Here is a 20,444-nt window from a genome sequence, read left to right on the forward strand (position 1 = left end):
GCCAACCAACCCCAACCGGACCTTTTCCGATGAGGCAACGTACCCGGCTCCGCGGACCTTTTCCATGAGTCAACGCGAGGTCTAGCTTTCTTTAGGGAAGTCAGCTAGTTTGTGCTCATGCCTTTGCGATCCGACTGGTCTGCCCGGTCCTGCAGCCTTGCCCGGGGCCTCGACGTCCTGGGAGATCCATGGGGGAGTTTGGTCCTCCGGGAAATCTTCTTCGGTAATGGCCGCTTCGATGCCATCAAGGAACGCCTTGAGGTGGCGGACAATGTGCTGAGCAAGCGTTTGGGCTGGCTGCTCGACGCCGGACTCCTCGCCCAGCGTCCCTACCAGGACGGAGCCCGTACCCGGCAGGAATACGTCCTCACGCCCAAGGGACAGGATGCACTTCCTGTTCTGAACGCCATTATCATCTGGGCCGAGAAACACCTGGATGCTCCCAACGAGGTATCCCACATGAAGGTGATCCACACCGATTGCGGGCGGCCAACAACCTCGGCCGATACCTGTTCCCACTGCGGCACGCACCTGACTGCAGCAAACACGAGCTGGCACAGCTTCAAACGCAGTGACCAGCCCGTTCCCCTCGCCATCGCACCGCCCGAAACCCGCAGGGAAACAGCCCTCGGAACGGAGATCCCCGCATGAGTGCTCCCCTGGAAACAGTCAAACGCTCCCGCCGTCGGCTCCACCCGGCCTGGATGGTGGCTGTGGTTGCCTTCCTCGCCTTGGTGGGCGCCGCCGGCTTCCGTGCAGCGCCCGGTGTGCTCATGGTCCCGCTGCAGCAGGAATTTGGTTGGTCCACCACGGTGTTGTCCCTCGCCGTCAGTATCAACCTTGTCCTCTTTGGGCTGACCGCACCCTTCGCCGCGGCGCTGATGGAACGCTTCGGCATCCGCAAAGTCACCTCCTTGGCCCTCTGCCTGATCGGGCTTGGCTCGGCGCTCACAGTATTCGTCAACCAGTCCTGGCAGATCCTGCTCACGTGGGGCGTGCTGATCGGCCTCGGCACAGGATCCATGGCCTTGGTTTTCGCGGCCACGATCGCCAACACCTGGTTCGCGAAGAGCCGTGGGCTGGTGATCGGGATCCTGACGGCAGGCAGCGCCGCTGGCCAACTGGTGTTCCTGCCCTTCATCGCCGCACTGGCACAGAATCCCGGCTGGCGCGGCGCCTCGCTGCTCATCGCCGCCGGCGCCCTCGCCGTGGTGCCCTTGGTCTTGCGGTGGCTGAGGAACTCACCGGCCGACGTCGGCGTCTTGCCTTACGGTGCGGAAGAACCCACCGCAACGATCCTGCCGGTAGGGGAATCCGCGGGGGCGGAGCCGGCAACCCTCCAAGCCCCGGCTCAACAAGATTCGCCCAACGTGGCTGTCCGTGCCCTTCAGGTCTTGAAAAGGGCCAGCAAAGTCAGGACTTTCTGGGGGCTGGTTGCGGGCTTTGCCATTTGTGGGGCCACCACCAACGGACTCATCGGCACGCACTTCATTCCATCGGCCCATGATCACGGCATGCCCGAAACCACCGCGGCGGGCTTGCTCGCCGTCGTCGGAGTGTTCGACATTGTGGGAACCATCGCATCGGGTTGGCTGACCGATCGCTTCAACCCGAAAATCCTGTTGGCCGTCTACTACCAGTTCCGAGGCATTGGCCTGCTGGTGCTGCCCCTGCTGCTCAGTTCATCGGTGCAGCCAAGCATGATCATCTTCGTGGTGGTCTATGGACTGGACTGGGTGGCTACGGTGCCGCCCACAGCCGCGATTTGCCGATCCGTGTTCGGTGCTGATGGATCCGTGGTGTTTGGCTGGGTCTTCGCAGCCCACCAGCTCGGCGCGGCGGTGGCAGCACTGGCCGCAGGCTACGTCCGCGATGCCACCGGCCAGTACAACTACGCGTGGGTCGGCGCGGCGGCCATGTGCACAGTTGCCGCGGTCATCAGCGCCACCATCCGGAAGGACGCTGTGAAAAGGACCCCGGTTCCCGTCGCATGACTGCCGTTGTGAGGCCCGCTCTGCGTACAAAACCCGCGCGTTTCCCTGCAGAGCGGGCCTCACAACGTTAACGGAACGCGTTGATGCCGGTGAGGTGCTGCCCGAGGATCAGAGTGTGGACCTCGTCGGTGCCTTCGTACGTCCGCACCGATTCGAGGTTGTTTGCATGCCGCAGGGGCGAGTAGTCCAAGGTGACCCCATTGCCCCCGAGGATGGTCCGGGCTTCCCTCGCGATCTTGATGGCTTCGCGCACGTTGTTTAGTTTGCCCAGCGAGATCTGTTGCGGTTCGAGGCGTCCGGAATCCTTGAGCCGTCCCAGGTGAAGGGCCACCATGGTGCCTTTCTGGATCTCCAAGAGCATGTTCACCAGCTTCTCCTGCGTTAGCTGGTACCCGGCCAGTGGCCGGCCGAACTGAAGCCTGGATCCGGCGTACTCGAGTGCTGCCTCGTACGAGTCGCGCGCAGCACCCATGGCTCCCCACGCGATACCGTAACGCGCCTCGTTGAGGCACGAAAATGGCGCCCGAAGTCCCGCCGCATCCGGAAGGATTGCCTCCGGACCCAGCTGCACGGCGTCGAACGTCACATCGCACTGGATGGAAGCGCGCATGGAAAGCTTCGGCTCGATGGGGGTGGCCGTGACGCCGGGGGTCCCGGCCGGAACGAGGAACCCTCGGATGCCCGGGTTATCCCCGGTGGTCCTCGCCCAGACCACCATGACCTCGGCTATCGACGCCAAGCCGATCCAGCGCTTGGCCCCGTCCAAGACCCAGCCGCCGTCGTCGGTTTCACGGGCGCACGTGACCATCGACGACGGATCGGAACCCGCCGTCGGCTCCGTCAACGCAAAGCAGCCGATCAACTCACCGGCAGCCATCCGCGGGAGGTACTGCTGCTTTTGGGCCTCTGAGCCCCACTTGTGGATGGCGGTCATGGCAAGGGAACCCTGCACCGAAACAAACGTGCGGATCCCCGAATCACCGGCCTCCAGTTCCATGGCCGCGAGGCCATATTCGACGGCGGTGCGCCCAGGACAGCCATAGCCCTCCAAGTGCATGCCAAGGACTCCGAGCTCACCCAACTCCGGGGCGATCTCCCGGGGGAAGACTGCGTCCTCGTACCAGCGTGCGATGTTCGGCCGGATCCGCTGGGCGGTGTAGTCCCGGATCTTGTCCCTGAGGGCCAGCTCGTCCGGTGTCAGCAAGGAATCGAGGGCAAGGACGTCGGAGGTGTTCGTCGTTGAATCGCTCATTCCAGCATCCTAGGCGTTGGCCCTGCACTCTTCCCCCGCCGGAATGACGGCGGGAGCAGGAGGAAAGCGGAAGGGCGGTTAGCTGAAGCGCACCGCTTCCCACTCGAGAATTCGCGGAACGGCCAGTCCCTCGGTGACGAACGGATCGCCGGCCAGGAACTTTTCCGCATCCTCCCGGTAACTGAAAATCCCCATCGAGCTCCCGGCAGGGTCGGCAGTAAGGAACGGCCCGAGGGCCAGGAGCCCGCCTCCAAGATGGCGAGCCAAGGAACAAGCGAGTCAAGGAACAGGCGAGCCAAGCAAGAACGACGAACCATGTAAGGATGTAGCCATGGCGGGACCCCAGGTAAACGGCGACGACCTCGACGGCGGATTGTTGCCTCCGCCGGTTCGGGGCATGGGGCGTGCCCGCGTCATTGGAGGCCTTTGCCTGGCGGTGTCCCTGCCGCCCGCCGTCGAGCTGGTGGTTGCGGTGATGTCCTTCCGCAACTTCGCCATGATCATGCTGCTGCAGTTGGCGGTTGCGGTCACGGTCGCTGCCATAGGCGGCCTGTGGCCCGCGGTGGTGGCGGCAGTATTGGGCAGCTTTCTCCTTAATTACTACTCAGCGGACCCCGTGGGTTCGCTCTCCGTTGCGGACCCGACGACGCTTTTCACGTTGGTCGTGTTTCTCGCTTTGGCCTGCGGCGTCGCGCTCGCCGTAGGGTTGGCCGGCCGCCGGGCCCAGGACGCGGCACGTTCCGGGGCGGAAGCGAAAGCCCTGAGCGCGCTGGCCCTGCGTATCCTGAGCTCGGATGGAACCCTGGAATCGTTCCTTGAGAAGATTCGCGGCACGCTGGGGATGGATGCAGTGACGTTGCTAGGAGCGTCAGCGCAGGCATCGGACAGCGGTTCGGGGCCGCCGGCTTGGCAAGTCCTGGCCAGTGCCGGCCCCAATCCGCCGGTGACCCACGCGGCCGCCGATCATACCGCCGTCGTAGATCCCCATTACACCTTGCTGTTGCGCGGCGGACCCCTCTCACCGCAAGGGCAGCGGTTGCTGGCGGCCTTCGGAGCGTTCGTGGTGGCGGTGCGGGAACGGCAGCAGTTGGTCAAGAGCCGGCGGGACAATCTCCGGCTGTCCGAGGGGAACAAGATGCGTACCTCGATCCTGCGTGCCGTCTCGCATGATCTGAGAACTCCACTGGCCGGGATCAAGCTGGCAGTCAGTAGTTTGCGGCAGGAAGACGTGACCTTTCCACCCGATGTTGAGCAGGAACTACTGGAAACGATCGAGGACTATGCGGATCGCTTGGACCATTTGGTGAACAACCTCCTGGACATGTCAAGGATCACCGCCGATGCCGTTAGTCCGTTGCTGGATGGCATCACGTGGGCTGAGATCCTTCCGGAGGCACTTCGGGGCGTCCCGGCTGGAAGGCTGCGCAACGAATTGCCCCCGAACCTCCCCCCTGTGCAGGCGGACGCCGGCATGCTGGAGCGGGTGATAGCCAACATTGTGGAAAACGCCGTGAAGTACGCGCCCGATTCCGATGTTGTCCTCAACGCCCGGGCGGGGGCGGGAATAACGCTCGGTGACCTGCCAGCGAGCGAGCTGCGCGTGACGGACCACGGCAGGGGAGTGGCGCACCAAGAGGTGCTCACGATGTTCCAGCCGTTCCAGCGGCTCGATGATTCCTCGGCCAGCGTGCTGTCCGGCGGCGGAGTTGGTTTGGGGCTTGCGGTGGCGAAGGGATTCACGGAGGCGATGGGCGGCACCCTCGGTGCGGAGCCGACGCCGGGCGGTGGACTGACCATGGTGGTCACCCTGCCGTTGTGGACCGGTCACGGTGGTGAGCTTCCATGACGTTGGTGCTGATCGTCGAAGACGAGGCGCGGATTGCCCGGGCCATGCAGGTTACCCTCCAGGCCCACGGGTATCGCGCGTTGACGGTGGGGACAGGTTTTGACGCCTTGAACCTGGCATCCACGCAGCCGGTGAAGATCGTTGTCCTGGATCTCGGGCTGCCGGACATGGACGGCGTGGACGTCATCCGCCGCCTGCGTGCTTGGAGCAGCATGCCCATTATCGTGTTGTCGGCCCGGCACGCTTCCGAGGACAAAGTTGAAGCGCTCGACGCCGGTGCGGACGACTACGTGACCAAGCCGTTCGGTTTGGATGAGCTGCTTGCCCGGCTCCGGGTCGCCTCCCGGCGCTTGGTCACCGAGCATGAAGAACCAACATTGGCAATGGCTGATTTCAGCGTGGATCTTGCCGGCAAGAGAATCCTCAAGGACGGTTCGGAAGTCCGGTTGACTCCGACCGAGTGGAACATCTTGGAACTGCTGGTCCGCAACAAGGGAAAGCTGGTAAGCCAGCAACAGATCCTGACCCAGGTGTGGGGGCAAGCCTATGCCAAGGAAACCCAGTACCTACGGGTTTATATCGCACAGCTGCGCCGCAAATTGGAGCGCGATCCTGCGGCGCCGCGACACCTGCACACGGAGGCAGGGATGGGCTACAGATTTGATCCTTAGACTGGTCACATGAGCGCTGCATCACTTCTTGCCGTTTGCCGAGTCCACCAGTTGCTTCCTGACCCCGAAGGGAGTGTCGGTGTCACTGCCATCGACAAGCGTCCCATCGAAGGGCCGGTGAAGGTCCACAAACTGGGGGTCCACGGGGATGTGCAAGCCAGCCGGGTCCACCACGGCGGGGAAGACCAGGCGTTGTACGCCTATTCACAGGTTGATGCGGATTATTGGTCCGCTGAACTCGGGCGGGAACTCCTGCCCGGCGCCTTCGGCGAGAACCTCAGGGTGGCCGGAATCGACGCCTCGGGCGCGGTGATCGGCGAGCGCTGGAAGATTGGCTTGGATGTGGAGGTGGAAGTCACCTCGCCAAGGACGCCGTGCGCCACGTTCCAAAGGGTGTTTGGGGAGCCGCAGTGGGTCAAGCGCTTCTCGGAGGCGGGCAGGGTGGGGACATACCTGCGCGTCATCAGGACGGGCACCATCTCGGCAGGGGACCACATTCACCGCACGTTCGTCCCACGCCACGGCATTACGGTGGGCCAGTGGTTTACCGAGCCCACCGTCGAATTGGCCCAAGCCTTGTTGGATGCCGAGGCGGATGGGGAAATCCGGCTCCAAGAGGACTATCACCAGGAGATCGCGAAAGTCATGCGGCGCAGCGGCCTTTAGGCCCTGCCGTGCGAATACCGCGGTGGGGGATACGGCTGTCGGGAATACCGCTGTGGGGAATGTCACCGGGCGCTTCCGGTGGTTAACTCGCGGTCGTGCCCCTGCGTGCCCTACACTTGAAATATCCCCCACTCCGGAAATCCCTTTATCCTGCCCAATTCTTGAGGCAGGACTGGTAAGTGTTGGGGCCCGCTACTGTGTGCGGGCATTTTGCATAGGGAGAGCCGGCTAAAGAAAACGCTGTACAGACTGCTGGGATAGCAGCCAAGAGATGCAGCGGGAAGTCCTGCCATGGGATTGCGATAGCGCCGGACTTCTTGCGAGAGCAGGGCACCTTGCCCCGTTCAAGCGATGAGTACTGCGGCCAAGCCCAACCGGGCCGCGCCGATGCCCTATGGATGAGGAAATTTCCCCCTATGACCGAAAATCTCAACGAAAACTTCGAGGCCACGAACGAAGAATCTGCTGACGTAGCAGATACCGTCACCGAAGCGCCCGAAACTGCAGCTCCCGCCGTCGAATTCACCGAGGCCGCTGCCCCCGTCGAGACTCCTGCAGCCCAAGCTGCAGACACCACCGAAGCTCCCGCCAAGAAGACGGAAGACTCGGAAGAAGAAGGCGTTCTCTTTTCCCAGCTCGGCATTGATGGCCGTGTCCTGGCCGCGTTGCAGGATGTCGGTTACGAGAAGCCGTCGCCCATTCAGGCTGCCACCATTCCGCTGCTCCTTGAGGGCCGCGACGTCGTAGGCCTGGCCCAGACCGGTACCGGTAAGACCGCGGCTTTCGCTGTTCCTGCCCTGTCCCGCCTGGCTGAACTGCACGACCTCAACGGCCCCTCCCGCAAGACCCAGGCATTGGTCCTGGCTCCGACGCGTGAACTGGCCCTCCAGGTTGCCGAGGCTTTCACCTCCTACGCCAAGCACATTGATGACTTCACCGTCCTGCCCGTGTACGGTGGCTCGGCCTACGGCCCGCAGCTCGCCGGCCTTCGCCGTGGCGCACAGGTTGTTGTCGGTACCCCTGGCCGCGTCATCGACCACATCGCCAAGGGCTCCTTGGATCTGTCCGAACTTCAGTACTTGGTGCTGGACGAAGCTGACGAGATGCTGCGCATGGGCTTTGCCGATGACGTTGAGCAGATCTTCCAGCAGACCCCGGAGGATCGCCAGGTTGCACTGTTCTCCGCGACCATGCCAGGCCAGATCCGCCGCATGTCCAAGCAGTACCTGAACAACCCGGCGGAAATCTCGGTCAAGTCCAAGACCACCACCGGTGCGAACACCCGCCAGCGCTACCTGCAGGTCATGGGCCCGCACAAGCTGGACGCACTGACCCGCATCCTCGAGGTTGAAGAATTCGACGGCGTTATCGCCTTCGTGCGCACCAAGATGGCTACCGAGGACCTGGCTGACAAGCTCAAGGCCCGTGGCTTCCAGGCTGCCGCCATCAACGGCGACATCCCGCAGCAGCAGCGTGAACGCACTGTTGACGCGCTCAAGGAAGGCCGCATCGACATCTTGGTTGCGACCGACGTCGCGGCCCGTGGCCTTGACGTTGAGCGCATCAGCCACGTCATCAACTACGACATCCCGCACGACACTGAGTCCTACGTGCACCGTATCGGCCGCACGGGCCGTGCAGGCCGCAGCGGTGACGCCATCCTGTTCATGACCCCGCGTGAGAAGTACTTGCTGCGTTCCATTGAGAAAGCTACGCGCCAGCCGGTAGAGCAGATGCACCTTCCCACCGCTGAGACCGTGAACACGCTGCGTTTGGGCAAGTTCGCAGAACGCATCACCGAGACCTTGGCGTCCGAGGATGTGTCGGCTTTCCGCGATCTCATTGCTTCCTACGAAGAAGAGCACAAGGTTCCGGCTGCCGAGATCGCCGCTGCCTTGGCAGTCATGGCGCAGGGCGGACAGCCCCTTTTGGTCAAGGAATTGCCTGCGGCTCCTGAGTACCAGAAGCGTGAGCGCTCCAAGGACGGCTTCGGTTCACGTGGGCCGACCCGTGCACTTACCGAAGGAAACGCAACCTACCGGATCGCCGTCGGACGCCGTCAGCGCGTCATGCCGGGTTCCATCGTTGGCGCCATTGCCAACGAAGGTGGCATCTCCTCCGCACAAATCGGTGGCATCGACATCCGCTCGGATCACTCCTTGGTGGAACTCCCGGCAGATCTCAGCCCTGAGCAGTTGCGTGCACTGTCCCGCACTCGGATCGGCGGCGAACTGATCAACCTCGAGCTCGATAACGGCCGCCGCCCCGGTGGCGACCGTGGTGGCTATGGTGATCGTGAGAACCGTGGTGGCGGGAACTTCAAGGGCGCCGGTGGCTTCAAGAAGGACTTCCGCAAGTCCGACGGCGAGCGGGGCTCCGCTGACCGTGGCGGACGCTCCTACAGTGACCGCTCAGAGCGCTCTGCAGGCAGCTACGGCGATCGTGATCGTGGCCAGGCCAGTGGATCGCGCTTCGGTGGTCACGGCGACGGTGCTCGCAAGCCCCGCAGTGGCGGCGAAGGCGGCCACCGCGATTTCAACCGCAAGGGCAAGTGGTAAACACTGCAAGTGGTAAACACCGCAAGTGGTAAACACTGCAAGTGGTGAACACCGCTAAGCGGTAAAGACTTAGTGGTTCCCGTCAGGGGGTCGGCTTCCGGGCCGGCCCCCTGACGGCGTTTAAGGTTCCATCCCGCGGGAGCACCGCCGTAGGATCGAAGGAGGCCGGAACGGTGCACGCTGCAATCTAAAGCAGGAGGACTCCATGGGACTACTGGACAACGTGAAGAGGAACCTCGGGCTGACCGGTAAGGGGCACGCAGGCGGGGCGCGGCAGGCTGCCGAAGATACTGCCGCCGTCGAGGTTTCCAAGGAGGACCGGTCCGCAACGGAGGCTGCAGCCGCCGAGGCTGCTTCTCAACAGGAAGCTGCGGACGTCGCGGGGATGCAGGCGGCCCGCCAGACGGAGGCGGACATCGATGGTTCCGAAGAGGCCCAAGAAGCCCAAGAGGTGGAGCAAGCCCACGAGGCATTCCCAAACGGCTCCGGTGCTGCCGAGGACGGCCCGGATGCAAAGCGGGTTACCGAGGTTGTGGTGGAGCCTGGCGATACCATGGGCGGGATCGCAGCCCAGTTCGGAGTGGACCTCACAGCGTTGATCGCAACCAACGCGGACACCGTTCCGAATCCGGACCACATCTACCCGGGCCAAGTGCTGCGGCTGCCCTGATTTCTTCCTTTTAGCCATCGGAAAATCCCGTCCTGTCAAATTGTGTCGGGGGCGATTTTCCCTGCTTTTTAGCCGATTTGTAGCATCCGAAAACGTCCGGTAGAGTATTTACTCGTTGCCCCCCTAGCTCAGTGGTAGAGCGCGTTCTTGGTAAGAACGAGGTCACCGGATCGATTCCGGTGGGGGGCTCTGAATGGGAGCCTGTGTCAGGGCGGTTTTGACCGGCTTGACACAGGTTTTTCTCATTCGTGGCGGTGTAGCTCAGTTGGTTAGAGCGCACGACTCATAATCGTGAGGTCGGGAGATCGAGCCTCCCCACCGCTACAGAGAAAAAACCCCGCAGGAATCCCTGCGGGGTTTTTTGTTTCTTGGGACAGAATGGGTCCATGAGCCGAATTGCAATCATAGGCGGCCACGGCAAAGTGGCCCTGCACCTGTCCCGCATCCTCAGTGACGAAGGTCATGACGTGACCTCTTTCGTGCGAAATCCGGATCATGTGCCGGACGTCACGGAGACCGGTGCGTCTGCCCAGGTGCTCGACGTGGAAAATTCGACGACGGCGGAACTCGCCCAAGGGATGAAGGACCACGACGCCGTGGTCTGGTCGGCCGGGGCCGGTGGGGGCAACCCGGACAGGACGTATGCCGTGGACCGGGACGCCGCGATCCGTTCCATGGATGCAGCAGCTGAGGCAGGTGTGGCCCGCTATGTGATGGTGTCGTACATCGGTTCGGCCAAGGATCATGGAGTTCCTCCGAGCCACCCGTTCTTTGCCTATGCCGAAGCCAAGGCCGCGGCGGACGACTACCTGCGCGGCACGGGGCTCGATTGGACTGTTCTTGGGCCAGGGAGCTTGACGGATGAGCCGGCGACGGGGTTGATCGAACGGAACCCTGACAATTCGGGCGAGGGCACTCATACTTCGCGCGCAAACGTTGCTTTGGTGGTGGCCGCGGTGTTGGAGCTGCGGGAGACCATCCATCAAACCATCACCTTCACGGACGGATCGGACGACGTAGTGGATGCCCTCACCGCGGGGTAACGGGCCGGCTCCTGCGGCACTCTCGGCTCCCTGCGGCACTCATGGGCTGGTGCCGCCGCGATAAGTTGTAGGTAGCTTGCGCTCAGCGCCTCATGCCGGGCGCAGCAACTTTCGGCCGTTCGGGGAAGCAGGACTATGGATCAGTTGGCGCTCATTGTCGGGTTGCTTCTGGCAACAGTGGTGGCAGTCGGTTTGGGAGACAGGCTCCGGCTCCCATACCCGGTGTTGATGCTCCTGCTGGCTGTGGCGCTCACTTTCATCCCCGGCTTCCCCGAGTTCGAAATAGCGCCCGAGCTGATCCTTCCGATCTTCCTTCCACCCTTGCTGTTCGCGACCGCCCAGAAGAGTTCGTGGGCAGTGTTCCGCGTGCGGTGGCGCACGCTTCTCCTTCTAGCCGTGGCCCTGGTGGTCATTTCCACCGCAGTTGTTGCCGGCGCTGCGTGGCTCATGATTCCAGGCATCGGCATCCCCGCAGCAATCGCCCTGGGAGCGATGGTGGCTCCGCCTGATCCCGTTGCGGTCGAGTCGGTGGCTGGTCGGGTGCATATGCCTCGGCGGTTGACCACTGTCCTTCAGAGTGAGGGTCTTTTCAACGACGCTGCGGCCATTGTCATCTTCCAGGCCGCGGTGGCTGCCACAGTCTCGGGCAACAACGTTGGGCCCGGCATCATCTGGCAGTTCGTGGTCGGAGCCGCGGTGGCGGTGCTGATCGGTATCGCCATGGGTTTCCTGACCAAGGTCATCACCAAGCTCGTTACATCAATGGTTGCCCGGAGCGCCGTGACATTGGTGGTTCCCTTCGCTGCGTACATCCTTGCCGAAGAGCTCCACGCCTCCGGCGTCGTGGCAGTGGTAGTGACAGCTTTGGAGCTGCAGCGCCACGCGCGTCCGCAGGATGCCGCCGAACGTCTGACCAGGACTGCTTTCTGGGACGTGGTGGAACTGTTGGTCACAGGACTGGCGTTCGGATTGGTCGGATTGGAAATCCGCCATGTGATCCATGACGAAGGGACGGCCATTTTCGGCATGGTCGGAATGGCCGTCACCACCTGTGTCCTGGTGTTTGTGGTGCGCTATCTGTGGTTGGGTTTGCTTGCGTTGACGGCACGCAGACGCCGGAACCTCCTGCAGCCAACATCGCCCAAGGAAGTGCTCATCCTGACATGGTGTGGCATGCGGGGGCTGGCCACCTTGGCACTGGCCTTGGCCCTTCCACTGACGCTGCCTGACGGCAGCGACTTCCCGGCCCGCCACGAGATCCTCGTCATTGCTTGTGCAGTGCTCCTGGCCACCCTGGTGCTGCCGGGCCTGACATTGCCCTGGCTGATGAGGGTACTCAATGCAAGGGAGGACGGTTCCTACGAACACGACGCTGCCCGGCTCTTGGCCAGGCGTGCCCAGTCCGCGGCAGTGGCCGCGTTGAAGGAGCACGATCTGATGAAGGAACTTCCTGCAGAGAAAGTGGCGTCGGTCAAGGAACGGATGCGTCGCTTGCAGGCGGAGTTGCTGGGCGACGATCTTCAGAACAAGCCTGTGGTGGAGAAGCTCAAAAAGGGACGGGAACTATCGGTGGCCGTGCAGACCATCGCGTTGGATGCGGCACGCCAGGAAGTGGTGGCGGCCAGGGGCGAGCCCGGCACCGACCCGGAAATTGCCGACCGTGTCCTCCGGCAGTTGGACCTGCGCACCATGACGATGCCGGACTAGTCACTAGCTTCGAACCAGTTTCCCTAGCTTCGAACGAGTTTAAGGTCCAGGGAATGCGCCTCCACATAGTCGAGGGCGCATCGCACGGCGCCTACGGTCACGGCGGTGTCGCCGAGGGTGGAGGCCGCGAGCCGCGGGGGAGTGGCTGTGTATGCCGGGATCTTCGCGGCGACGGCGTCGAGCATACCCGCCACTGACTCAGCCACCGCGCCACCCACCACCACAAGGTCGGGGTTATAGATGGTGGCAACCGTGGCAACGATCCGGGACAGGCGTTCGGCCAGGCGCTCGATAAGTCCGACGGCGACCACATCGCCAGCCGCCGCGGCAGCAAACACATCCTCGGCCGTCACCGTGTGCCCGGGGGGCAACGAGCGGAGCGAGGTCGCGGCCCCAAGGCCCAGTTGCTCGGTGGCCCAGATCCTTGCGAGCGCAGCTATACCGTGGGTGTCGCCCACTCCTTCAACGAGGTTCAGGTAGGCCATTTCACCCGCCGCCCCGTGGCTGCCGTGCAGAAGCCGTCCGTTTTCGACCAAGCCCGCGCCCAGGCGCTCGCTGGCCAGCAGCACCACGACGTCGTCCACGCCCACTGCCGAGCCCCGCCACCGTTCTCCGAGCGCGGCCAGGTTGGCGTCATTTTCAAGCAGTACCTCCCACCCGTGGAGGTCGTGCAGTGCGGTGCGGAGTCCGACGTCGAACTGCCGCCAAAACTGTTGGCTCGCCAGGACTTTGCCGGTGCGGTCAACCGGCGCCGCAATCCCGACGCTGGCGGCGAGGACCCGCGACGGGCAGGCCCCGGCGTCGTCCAAAGCCTGCAACGCGGTGCGGTTGATCGTGTCGATGCGTTCTTGGGATGAAATCCGCATGTGGGCGAAGGGTTCGCTGGCGCGGCTGATGGTGTCGCCCCTCAGATCCGCCACAACCACGGTCACTTTGAGCGCGCCGACGTCCACGCCCACCACGAAGCCTGCGGTCTCATCGAGCGCGAACCTGCGCGCCGGCCGGCCCTTTTGGTAGGTGGCGGGCTCCCGCGGCACCATCACTTCCCGTATCCACCCACGTTTCATCAGGTCTTCGCACACGGCCAGTGCCGAGGCGCGGGTGAGGCCGGTGGCTTCCATGAGCTCAGTCACGGTAACGACGCCGGAGCTCCGCACGACGCCGAGCACAGCGGCTGCGTTGACCCTGCGCAGGAGCTGCGGAGTCGCTGCGGAAACTTCTGCCATGGAGTGTTGACCTCTCTCTGCCCGCGCCAGATAATACTTAAGGAGCTTTATTTAGAATCTAAATCAAATCTACGAGAAAACAAAGACACACGAAAAGGAATCACCTTGTCCACCACACCCTTGGCAACACTCACCGACGCACAGCGATCCGCGCGAATGGCCGATCCGAAATGGTGGCGCCAGGCAGCGGTTTACCAGATCTACCCGCGCAGCTTCTATGACGCCAATGGCGACGGTCTCGGTGACCTCAAAGGCATCACTGCGAAGGTCCCGTACCTCCAGGAGCTTGGGATCGACGCCGTCTGGCTCAGCCCGTTCTACCCCTCGGCACTGGCCGACGGCGGTTACGATGTCGATGATTACCGCAACGTGGACCCCAAGCTGGGCACCCTTGAAGATTTCGATGAGATGGCCGCAACGCTGCACGCGGCGGGTATCAAACTCGTGGTGGACATCGTCCCCAACCACTCCTCGGACCGGCACGAATGGTTCAAGGAAGCCCTCGCATCTCCCAAAGGCTCCGCTGCCCGGGACCGCTACATCTTCCGCGATGGCCGCGGCGAGAACGGTGAGCTGCCGCCGTCGGACTGGGACTCCGTATTCGGTGGACCCATCTGGGAGCGCATCACGGAACCGGACGGCACCCCGGGCCAGTGGTACATGCACATCTTTGCCAAGGAACAGCCGGACTTCAATTGGGAAAACCCGGAAATCCGCGAGGACTTCCTGAAGACCCTGCGGTTCTGGTCCGACCGTGGCGTGGACGGATTCCGCATCGACGTCGCCCACGGCATGGCAAAAGACCTCTCGGAGCCAATGCCCATGAAGGCGGACCTCGAAGCAAGGGCCCACGGCACCGATGGCTTCACCGATGGATCGCACCCGTTCTGGGACCGGGACGAGGTCCACGAGGTCTACGCCGAGTGGCGCAAGCTCTTCAACGAGTACAACCCGCCCCGGACCGCCGTGGCCGAAGCATGGGTCCACGAGTCCCGCCGCGCGCGCTATGCCAGCCCTGAGGGCCTCGGGCAGGCTTTCAACTTCGACCTGCTGCAGTCCGACTTCGACGCCTCATCGTTCCGGAAAATCATCACCGACAACCTGGTGGCCGCCAAGGAATCCGGCGCATCGTCCACCTGGGTGTTCTCCAACCACGACGTCGTCCGCCACGCCACACGCTACGGACTGCCGAAGGGCGGTTCCACCGCCCAGGGAACCAACGCAGCGCAGGATGTTACGGGCGGTGAGCCCAAGGGGCAGGACGGCAAGGGGTGGCTACTCGCCGGTGCGCCCGCTGAAGAGCTCGACGTCGAACTTGGCTTGCGTCGGGCCCGCGCTGCCACGCTGTTGCTGCTCGCGCTGCCAGGCTCCGCGTACCTTTACCAAGGCGAGGAGCTCGGCTTGCGTGAAGTGGCGGAAATTCCTGACTCAGAGCGCCAGGACCCGTCCTTCTTCAGGAACAAGGGCGTGGAAATCGGCCGTGACGGGTGCCGTGTTCCGCTGCCTTGGACACCGGATGGTTCGTCCTTCGGATTCGGTGCGGGCTCCGCTCACCTGCCCCAGCCTGCATGGTTCGCCGATTACGCTGTTTCCACGCAGGAAGGCGTGGAGGGCTCCACGCTGGAGCTGTACCGTAAGGCCCTGCGCCTGCGCAGCGAGCTCCAGACGGATGAAGAACTGGAATGGGTGGAAACCGGCAACCATGACGTACTGCACTTCAGCCGTCCAGGAGGCTGGCACACGGTTACGAACTTCGGCTCGGATCCCGTTGACCTCCCGGAAGGCGAGGTAGTTGTCAGCAGCGGTCCGCTCTCGGACGGAAAGCTGCCCGCCGACACCACTGCCTGGATCGTCAGCAAGGCCTAGGGAACGCGGAGAATACTGACGCAATGACAACTGCGAACGGGCGGGGACGCCTCATCTATGGCTGCATGGGGCTCGGCGGACCGTGGGACGGCACATCCTACGGTGTTGCGGAGATCGACCAGGCGGCTGCGGCGATTGAAGCCGCACGGGGCATCGGCATCGAGCTTTTCGACCATGCGGACATTTATCGCAGCGGAAAGTCCGAGGCCGTGTTCGGGGAAGTCCTCTCCCGTTCGCAAGGTTTGCGCCAGGAAATCCAGCTGCAAACCAAGTGTGGGATCAGGTTGGGGGAGCGTGGGCTGGACACCCACTACGACCTCAGCCGGGAAGCCATCCTTGAACGCGTCAACGATAGCCTGACACGGCTTCACACCGACTACGTCGACGTACTGCTCCTGCACCGGCCCGATCCACTGATGGACCCCCATGAGGTGGCGGGCGCCGTCGGGCAATTGATGGCTGAAGGCAAGGTGCGGCAGCTGGGTGTGTCCAACATGTCCGGCGCGCAGATCGCCTTCCTCCAAGACCAGCTCGAGGTACCCATCGTGGTGAACCAGCTGGAGATGAGCCTGCTGCGCAGGGACTGGCTGGAAGGCACTGTGCTGGTCAACCACGTGGAAGGGCAGGAATACAGCTTCCCGCACGGGACCATGGAACACTGCATGGCCCGGGGAATTGAGCTTCAGGCGTACGGTTCCTTGGCGCAGGGGCGTTACACGGGAGCGGGGTCCTCAGGGATGTCACCCGCTGAATCGGCTACGGCTGGGATGCTTGAACGGTTGGCCGAAGAAAAGGGCACCACGCCCGAGTCCGTGCTGCTGGGCTGGCTGATGAAGCACCCGGCCGGGATTTCACCGGTAGTGGGCACCACCAACCCGGATCGGATAAAGGCTTGCGCGGACGCCGCCTCGGTGGCCCGCGCCATGTCACGCGCCGAGTGGTACGGCCTGTGGGTTACAGCTCGCGGCAGCAACATCCCCTAACCACTGACCCGCACCAGACGGGTCAGCGGTCAGGGGATTCGCGCCTAGGGCAACACACTCGTGCTACTTCGGCTCTACAGGGCAGCCGGCGCAGCGACCGAATCCACAGGGGCCACCACCGAGTATGTGCTCGAATCGCCTTGGAGGGCCTGGCTCGGTTTGCCATGGATACTGACCGGGATGTCACCGGCGATGGTCACGCGGTTCAGCTTGCGGGGCTGTCCGTCGTAGTTGTCCGGAGCATAGTGCTGCGTGATGCGGTTATCGAAGAGAACCACTTGGTTCGGCTCCCAGTTCACGCGGACCACATTCTCCGGACGGGTCACGTACGCCTGGAGCAGCCGGATGATGTCCTTCGACTCCGTGTTGGACAAGCCCACGATCCTGAGCCGCTGCGCGAAGCCCCCAATGAACAACCCGCGCTCGCCGGTCAAGGGGTGGACGCGCACCACGGGGTGGGCGGTTTCGAACTTCAGGCGGGTGAACTCCTTGCGCCGCTCCTCGGCATTGGCATGCTCCAGGTTCTTGGGAACCGAGTAGTCGTAGTCGTTGGTATGGATGGCCCACAAAGTGTCCGCGAAATTGCGAAGCTCCTCGGGGAGGTCCCGATAGGCGCCGGCTGATGACGCAATCAGTGTCTCGCCACCATAGGCGGGCAGGTCGATGCTCCGCAGGGTTGAAGCCTGCGGTGGGTTGACCACGAAGGTGACGTCCGTGTGCCAGTTGTTGGCCGAGCCGTTTTCGCTGTCCACGGGCAGGACATTCTCCTCGCCGTCGACTGATGCGACAGTCGGGTGGGCCTTGGTCAACGGGCCGAAATGCGAAGCGAACTTCACCTGTGCCTCATCCGTGAGGATGTTTGCCTCACGGAAAACCAGTGCCTTGTGCTCATTCAACGCGGCCCGGATCTGGCTAACGGTGTCAGCGCTGAGGTCGCCGCTGATGTCCAGCCCACGGATTTCTGCGCCGATTCGCGAGCCAAGCTTCGCGAATTCCAATTTGGTTTCGGTAATGACTGTCATGGTTCTTTCCTTACTTTTGTTGTGATGGTTTAGGAAGCTGTGGCACCGACGGCGGTCCGCCAGCGGGAGAAGTGCCGCTCAAGGGCGACCAGCAGGAAGTTCACACCGAGCCCCAGCAGGGAGACCGTGAGGATGCCCGCATACATGTCAGGGATGAGAAAGCTGCTTTGAGCGTTCACGATCAGATAGCCCAGCCCGGCTTTGGCTCCCACCATTTCCGCAGCAATCAGGACCAGGATGGATGCCGTTCCGGCCATGCGGATCCCCGTGAAGATCGTCGGTACGGCCGAGGGCAGGATGACCTTGCGGAAAAGCTGGAAACTATTGAGCCCCAAAGACCGTGCCGCTCGGATGAGCAGCGGATCCACCGTTTTGACGCCGGCAATAGTGTTGAGGAGAACCGGGAAGAACGCCGCGTACGCCACGATGCTGATCTTCGATTCCTCGCCGATACCGAGTAACAACGTGAACACGGGCAGCAGGGCCAAGGCAGCGGTGTTGCGGAACAGTTCCAGCAGCGGATTCAGGATCGAGTTCAGCCGCCCGTACCAAGCGATCAGCAAGCCCAATGAGACACCTGCCACCAGCGCCGCACCGAAGCCCGCCACTGAACGGGTGAGGCTGGCCGCGATGTGGCCTTGGATGGTGCCGGCTTCGAAGAGCCGACCCCACGCCAAGAGCACCTCATGCAAGGGAGGGAGGAACACCCGGGTGGACGCGCTGGCTAAGTACGTCGGTCCCAGCTCCCACAGAGCTAAGAACGCCAGGATGCCGGCGGCTTTCCACACCACCGAACCCGCCGCCGCGGCCGCCCCCCGCACCGCGGTGAGGCCCGGCGTCGTGCGTTGAGTTGGTTCCGGCAGAACGGAACGTTCGACGTCGGCGTGGGGGCTTGCGGTACTGGCCGCCTTTGGTCCGGCTTGTGTTTGGGTCAGCGTGCTGGTCATCAGGCTGCGCTCCTCTCTGTGGCGGTGACTGCGGGCTCGTCCGGCGCGCTGCCGTCCGGCAGGATTTTGCGGTGGCCCGCATCTTGCGCGCGCCGGACTTCGTCGTGCAGGAGGGTCCAGACCTGGTGGCGGTGCTCCACGAAGGCGGGGTTCGAGCGGATGTCTTCGTCGCCGTCGCGGTCCGGGATATTGATGTCCACGATCTCCTTGAGCCTGCCCGGTCGGGCGCTCAGCACGGCGACGCGCTGGCCGAGGTACACGGCCTCATCAATACCGTGGGTTATGAAGACGATGGTCTTGCCGGTGGCCCGCCAGATCCGCAGCAGTTCGTCCTGCAGTTGCTCGCGGGTCTGGGCGTCCAAGGCTGCAAAAGGCTCGTCCATGAGCAGCACGTCGGGCTCATAGGCGAGGCTTCGGGCAATGGCGACGCGCTGCTTCATGCCGCCGGACAGTTCGTGCGGGTACCGGTCCTCAAACCCCGCCAACCCAACGAGCCCGAGGTATTCACTGGCCTTGCGGGCACGTTGGCGGCGGTTCAATTTCTTGCCGTCCGGGCCCGTTCCTTCGAGTCCGATCGAGACGTTGGCTGACGCCGTCCGCCACGGGAACAACGCGTATTGCTGGAAAACCACGGCCCGGTCCTTCCCCGGCCCCGTCACCGGCCGGCCGTCCACCAATACCTCCCCGGAGGTGGGCGTGGACAGGCCAGCCAGGAGGTCCAACAGCGTGGTCTTGCCTGACCCGCTGGGGCCCACCAAGGTGAGGAACTCGCCGTCGCGGATGTCCAGGCTGAGGGAGTCGACGGCGGTGAGCCGGGTTGCGCTGGTGGTCTTGGTGGCCCGGACCGTGAATTCCTTGCTGACATTTTTGAGGCTGATCTTCACGGACATGGCTATCCCTTCTTCGCGGAACTTTGACCAGCAGTGCCGGCCAGTTCGTTGAACTCGTTGGTGTAGTACTTTGACGGCGTCAGGTTGCCCTTGACGATCCCGGACGTGGTGAGCCAGTTCTCCCAGCGTGTGAAGTCTGCATCCTGGATCACGCCGTTGTCCGGGACTCCCGGGCTCTTCCAGAACTTCAGGTTGGCTGTGCTTTCGTTACGGCCACGTCCCTCGATGATCTTGGTGAACCGTGCAATCACTTCAGCGCGAGGGGTCTCGGTAGCCCACTTGATGGCTTTGGCTACTGCTGTGGTGAAAGTGCGGGTGGTGCCGGGGTTTTGCTGGATGAAGTCGTTGCGGAGCACAATCTGCCCACCGGCGAAGGTGCCGAAGAGCCCGAAGTCACTGAACAAGGAACGCAGGCCACCAGTGGCGAGCGCATGGTCCTGGAGCACCCCTCCGAGCGTTCCCGCGTCAACTTGGCCGCGTCGGATGGCTTCCTCGGTGTCGTTCGGCGCCAGCGGAACCAGTTGAACCTGCTTGATTTCATCCGGGCTCAAGCCGTTCTTAGCCAAGTAGGTGTCAATGACTGCTTCGTGGTGCGCGCCGAGCGTGTTCACGGCGATCTTCTTGCCGATCAGGTCGCGTGCACTCTTGATCGGACTGTCTGACTTCACGTAGTAGCCGCTGAAGTTCTTCTCGTCAGAGCCGTAGTAGTTGATAACGCCCTTCACAGGTGCTCCGGCTTCGACGAGCTTGACCACGGCACCGGTAAAAGCGCCGCCAAAGTCGGTTTGGTTCGTTGCCGCGGACTGTATGTCTTGGGGACCGCTCGTGGTGTTGCCTACCCACTTCAGCTTGACGTCCCCCAGGTATCCGAGGTCCTGGGCGAGTTCGGGGAAGGTGACTTGGTTTGCTGAACCTTGGTAGCGCAGTTCCTTGACTTCGGCGCCGCTTTGATTGCCTTGCCCGGCGTCGGCAGCGCCGCCGCAGCCACTCACCGTCAGCGCTAGTACGACGGCGGCCGCGACGCTTAGCAGGGGCAGATGCAGTTTCATGGGGGGCTACTTTCGATGGGGATGATGATGGTTGGGTGAGCCGGACGTGAGCGA

18 protein-coding genes and 2 tRNA genes are annotated in these 20,444 nt (G+C 63.1%); 13 read left to right on the forward strand and 7 right to left on the reverse strand.

Annotated elements, in window-relative coordinates; genetic code table 11:
* Nucleotides 1–117: 117 nt before the first annotated feature.
* Both SB659_RS00005 and SB659_RS00010 read left to right on the forward strand, forming a co-directional pair.
* Complete coding sequence (locus SB659_RS00005; RefSeq protein WP_410549136.1) at nucleotides 118–651, forward strand: winged helix-turn-helix transcriptional regulator; 534 nt, start codon at nucleotides 118–120, stop codon at nucleotides 649–651.
* Nucleotides 648–1,994: an MFS transporter gene (locus tag SB659_RS00010; RefSeq protein WP_284980266.1), complete on the forward strand. Its 1,347-nt coding sequence runs from the start codon at nucleotides 648–650 to the stop codon at nucleotides 1,992–1,994. Before SB659_RS00005 ends, SB659_RS00010 begins: the two co-directional genes overlap by 4 nt.
* 67 nt (nucleotides 1,995–2,061) lie before the next feature.
* On the opposite strand, the gene SB659_RS00015 is transcribed toward SB659_RS00010, so the two are convergent.
* Together SB659_RS00015 and SB659_RS00020 are read right to left on the reverse strand one after the other, a co-directional pair.
* The gene (locus tag SB659_RS00015; protein ID WP_410549137.1) at nucleotides 2,062–3,246 is read right to left on the reverse strand and encodes an acyl-CoA dehydrogenase family protein; all 1,185 of its coding nucleotides are present in this window, start codon (nucleotides 3,244–3,246) and stop codon (nucleotides 2,062–2,064) included.
* Nucleotides 3,247–3,324: 78 nt separating this feature from the next.
* The gene (locus tag SB659_RS00020) at nucleotides 3,325–3,513 is read right to left on the reverse strand and encodes a hypothetical protein (RefSeq protein ID WP_284980268.1); all 189 of its coding nucleotides are present in this window, start codon (nucleotides 3,511–3,513) and stop codon (nucleotides 3,325–3,327) included.
* A 64-nt stretch (nucleotides 3,514–3,577) separates the two neighbouring features.
* On the opposite strand from SB659_RS00020, the gene SB659_RS00025 reads away from it, so the two are divergent.
* From SB659_RS00025 to SB659_RS00065, 9 genes are all read left to right on the forward strand, one after another.
* Complete coding sequence (locus SB659_RS00025; protein ID WP_410549138.1) at nucleotides 3,578–5,092, forward strand: ATP-binding protein; 1,515 nt, start codon at nucleotides 3,578–3,580, stop codon at nucleotides 5,090–5,092.
* On the forward strand, nucleotides 5,089–5,763 hold the full coding sequence (locus SB659_RS00030) for a response regulator (protein WP_284980270.1): 675 nt from the start codon (nucleotides 5,089–5,091) through the stop codon (nucleotides 5,761–5,763). The genes SB659_RS00025 and SB659_RS00030 overlap by 4 nt, the downstream gene beginning before the upstream one ends.
* Nucleotides 5,764–5,772: 9 nt before the next feature.
* Nucleotides 5,773–6,429 (forward strand): MOSC domain-containing protein, encoded by a 657-nt coding sequence (locus tag SB659_RS00035; RefSeq protein ID WP_410549139.1) that lies wholly within the window; start codon nucleotides 5,773–5,775, stop codon nucleotides 6,427–6,429.
* Nucleotides 6,430–6,845: 416 nt separating this feature from the next.
* Nucleotides 6,846–8,987: a DEAD/DEAH box helicase gene (locus tag SB659_RS00040; RefSeq protein WP_284980272.1), complete on the forward strand. Its 2,142-nt coding sequence runs from the start codon at nucleotides 6,846–6,848 to the stop codon at nucleotides 8,985–8,987.
* 205 nt (nucleotides 8,988–9,192) lie between these two features.
* Complete coding sequence (locus tag SB659_RS00045; protein WP_410549140.1) at nucleotides 9,193–9,657, forward strand: LysM peptidoglycan-binding domain-containing protein; 465 nt, start codon at nucleotides 9,193–9,195, stop codon at nucleotides 9,655–9,657.
* Between the two features lie 117 nt (nucleotides 9,658–9,774).
* Nucleotides 9,775–9,846 (forward strand) — tRNA-Thr (locus tag SB659_RS00050).
* 61 nt (nucleotides 9,847–9,907) lie between these two features.
* A tRNA-Met gene (locus SB659_RS00055) sits at nucleotides 9,908–9,981 on the forward strand.
* A 62-nt stretch (nucleotides 9,982–10,043) separates the two neighbouring features.
* Nucleotides 10,044–10,700 carry an NAD(P)-binding oxidoreductase gene (locus SB659_RS00060; protein ID WP_284980274.1) on the forward strand — a complete coding sequence of 219 codons (657 nt, stop codon included), beginning with the start codon at nucleotides 10,044–10,046 and terminating at the stop codon, nucleotides 10,698–10,700.
* 135 nt (nucleotides 10,701–10,835) lie between these two features.
* Nucleotides 10,836–12,407, forward strand: coding sequence for a Na+/H+ antiporter (locus tag SB659_RS00065; protein ID WP_284980275.1), 1,572 nt, complete (start codon nucleotides 10,836–10,838; stop codon nucleotides 12,405–12,407).
* 23 nt (nucleotides 12,408–12,430) lie between these two features.
* Here the strand turns inward: SB659_RS00065 and SB659_RS00070 are convergent, their stop codons facing one another.
* A complete protein-coding gene (locus tag SB659_RS00070) occupies nucleotides 12,431–13,633 on the reverse strand; it encodes an ROK family transcriptional regulator (protein WP_284980276.1) in 1,203 nt (400 codons plus the stop codon).
* A 105-nt stretch (nucleotides 13,634–13,738) separates the two neighbouring features.
* On the opposite strand from SB659_RS00070, the gene SB659_RS00075 reads away from it, so the two are divergent.
* Together SB659_RS00075 and SB659_RS00080 are read left to right on the forward strand one after the other, a co-directional pair.
* Nucleotides 13,739–15,499 (forward strand): glycoside hydrolase family 13 protein, encoded by a 1,761-nt coding sequence (locus SB659_RS00075; RefSeq protein ID WP_410549141.1) that lies wholly within the window; start codon nucleotides 13,739–13,741, stop codon nucleotides 15,497–15,499.
* Nucleotides 15,500–15,522: 23 nt separating this feature from the next.
* Nucleotides 15,523–16,482, forward strand: coding sequence for an aldo/keto reductase family oxidoreductase (locus SB659_RS00080; protein ID WP_410549142.1), 960 nt, complete (start codon nucleotides 15,523–15,525; stop codon nucleotides 16,480–16,482).
* Nucleotides 16,483–16,556: 74 nt separating this feature from the next.
* On the opposite strand, the gene SB659_RS00085 is transcribed toward SB659_RS00080, so the two are convergent.
* The 4 genes from SB659_RS00085 to SB659_RS00100 are packed head-to-tail and all read right to left on the reverse strand — an operon-like array spanning nucleotide 16,557 to nucleotide 20,390.
* Nucleotides 16,557–17,504, reverse strand: coding sequence for a TauD/TfdA dioxygenase family protein (locus SB659_RS00085; RefSeq protein WP_410549143.1), 948 nt, complete (start codon nucleotides 17,502–17,504; stop codon nucleotides 16,557–16,559).
* 29 nt (nucleotides 17,505–17,533) lie between these two features.
* The gene (locus SB659_RS00090; protein WP_410549144.1) at nucleotides 17,534–18,451 is read right to left on the reverse strand and encodes an ABC transporter permease; all 918 of its coding nucleotides are present in this window, start codon (nucleotides 18,449–18,451) and stop codon (nucleotides 17,534–17,536) included.
* Nucleotides 18,451–19,341, reverse strand: coding sequence for an ABC transporter ATP-binding protein (locus tag SB659_RS00095; protein WP_284980281.1), 891 nt, complete (start codon nucleotides 19,339–19,341; stop codon nucleotides 18,451–18,453). Before SB659_RS00095 ends, SB659_RS00090 begins: the two co-directional genes overlap by 1 nt.
* Before the next feature lie 2 nt (nucleotides 19,342–19,343).
* Nucleotides 19,344–20,390 carry an ABC transporter substrate-binding protein gene (locus SB659_RS00100; protein ID WP_284980282.1) on the reverse strand — a complete coding sequence of 349 codons (1,047 nt, stop codon included), beginning with the start codon at nucleotides 20,388–20,390 and terminating at the stop codon, nucleotides 19,344–19,346.
* Between the last annotated feature and the right edge of the window lie 54 nt (nucleotides 20,391–20,444).

Origin of the sequence: Arthrobacter sp. SIMBA_036 (genome assembly GCF_046535135.1) — a bacterium.
GTDB lineage: Bacteria > Actinomycetota > Actinomycetes > Actinomycetales > Micrococcaceae > Arthrobacter.

Bases quoted from the DNA above. Each gene is read 5' to 3' on its own strand.
- SB659_RS00005 (WP_410549136.1), top strand. From the start codon at position 118: ATGCCTTTGCGATCCGACTGGTCTGCCCGGTCCTGCAGCCTTGCCCGG.
- SB659_RS00010 (WP_284980266.1), top strand. From the start codon at position 648: ATGAGTGCTCCCCTGGAAACAGTCAAACGCTCCCGCCGTCGGCTCCAC.
- SB659_RS00015 (WP_410549137.1), bottom strand. From the start codon at position 3,246: ATGAGCGATTCAACGACGAACACCTCCGACGTCCTTGCCCTCGATTCC.
- SB659_RS00025 (WP_410549138.1), top strand. From the start codon at position 3,578: ATGGCGGGACCCCAGGTAAACGGCGACGACCTCGACGGCGGATTGTTG.
- SB659_RS00030 (WP_284980270.1), top strand. From the start codon at position 5,089: ATGACGTTGGTGCTGATCGTCGAAGACGAGGCGCGGATTGCCCGGGCC.
- SB659_RS00035 (WP_410549139.1), top strand. From the start codon at position 5,773: ATGAGCGCTGCATCACTTCTTGCCGTTTGCCGAGTCCACCAGTTGCTT.
- SB659_RS00040 (WP_284980272.1), top strand. From the start codon at position 6,846: ATGACCGAAAATCTCAACGAAAACTTCGAGGCCACGAACGAAGAATCT.
- SB659_RS00045 (WP_410549140.1), top strand. From the start codon at position 9,193: ATGGGACTACTGGACAACGTGAAGAGGAACCTCGGGCTGACCGGTAAG.
- SB659_RS00060 (WP_284980274.1), top strand. From the start codon at position 10,044: ATGAGCCGAATTGCAATCATAGGCGGCCACGGCAAAGTGGCCCTGCAC.
- SB659_RS00065 (WP_284980275.1), top strand. From the start codon at position 10,836: ATGGATCAGTTGGCGCTCATTGTCGGGTTGCTTCTGGCAACAGTGGTG.
- SB659_RS00070 (WP_284980276.1), bottom strand. From the start codon at position 13,633: ATGGCAGAAGTTTCCGCAGCGACTCCGCAGCTCCTGCGCAGGGTCAAC.
- SB659_RS00080 (WP_410549142.1), top strand. From the start codon at position 15,523: ATGACAACTGCGAACGGGCGGGGACGCCTCATCTATGGCTGCATGGGG.
- SB659_RS00085 (WP_410549143.1), bottom strand. From the start codon at position 17,504: ATGACAGTCATTACCGAAACCAAATTGGAATTCGCGAAGCTTGGCTCG.
- SB659_RS00090 (WP_410549144.1), bottom strand. From the start codon at position 18,451: ATGACCAGCACGCTGACCCAAACACAAGCCGGACCAAAGGCGGCCAGT.
- SB659_RS00095 (WP_284980281.1), bottom strand. From the start codon at position 19,341: ATGTCCGTGAAGATCAGCCTCAAAAATGTCAGCAAGGAATTCACGGTC.
- SB659_RS00100 (WP_284980282.1), bottom strand. From the start codon at position 20,390: ATGAAACTGCATCTGCCCCTGCTAAGCGTCGCGGCCGCCGTCGTACTA.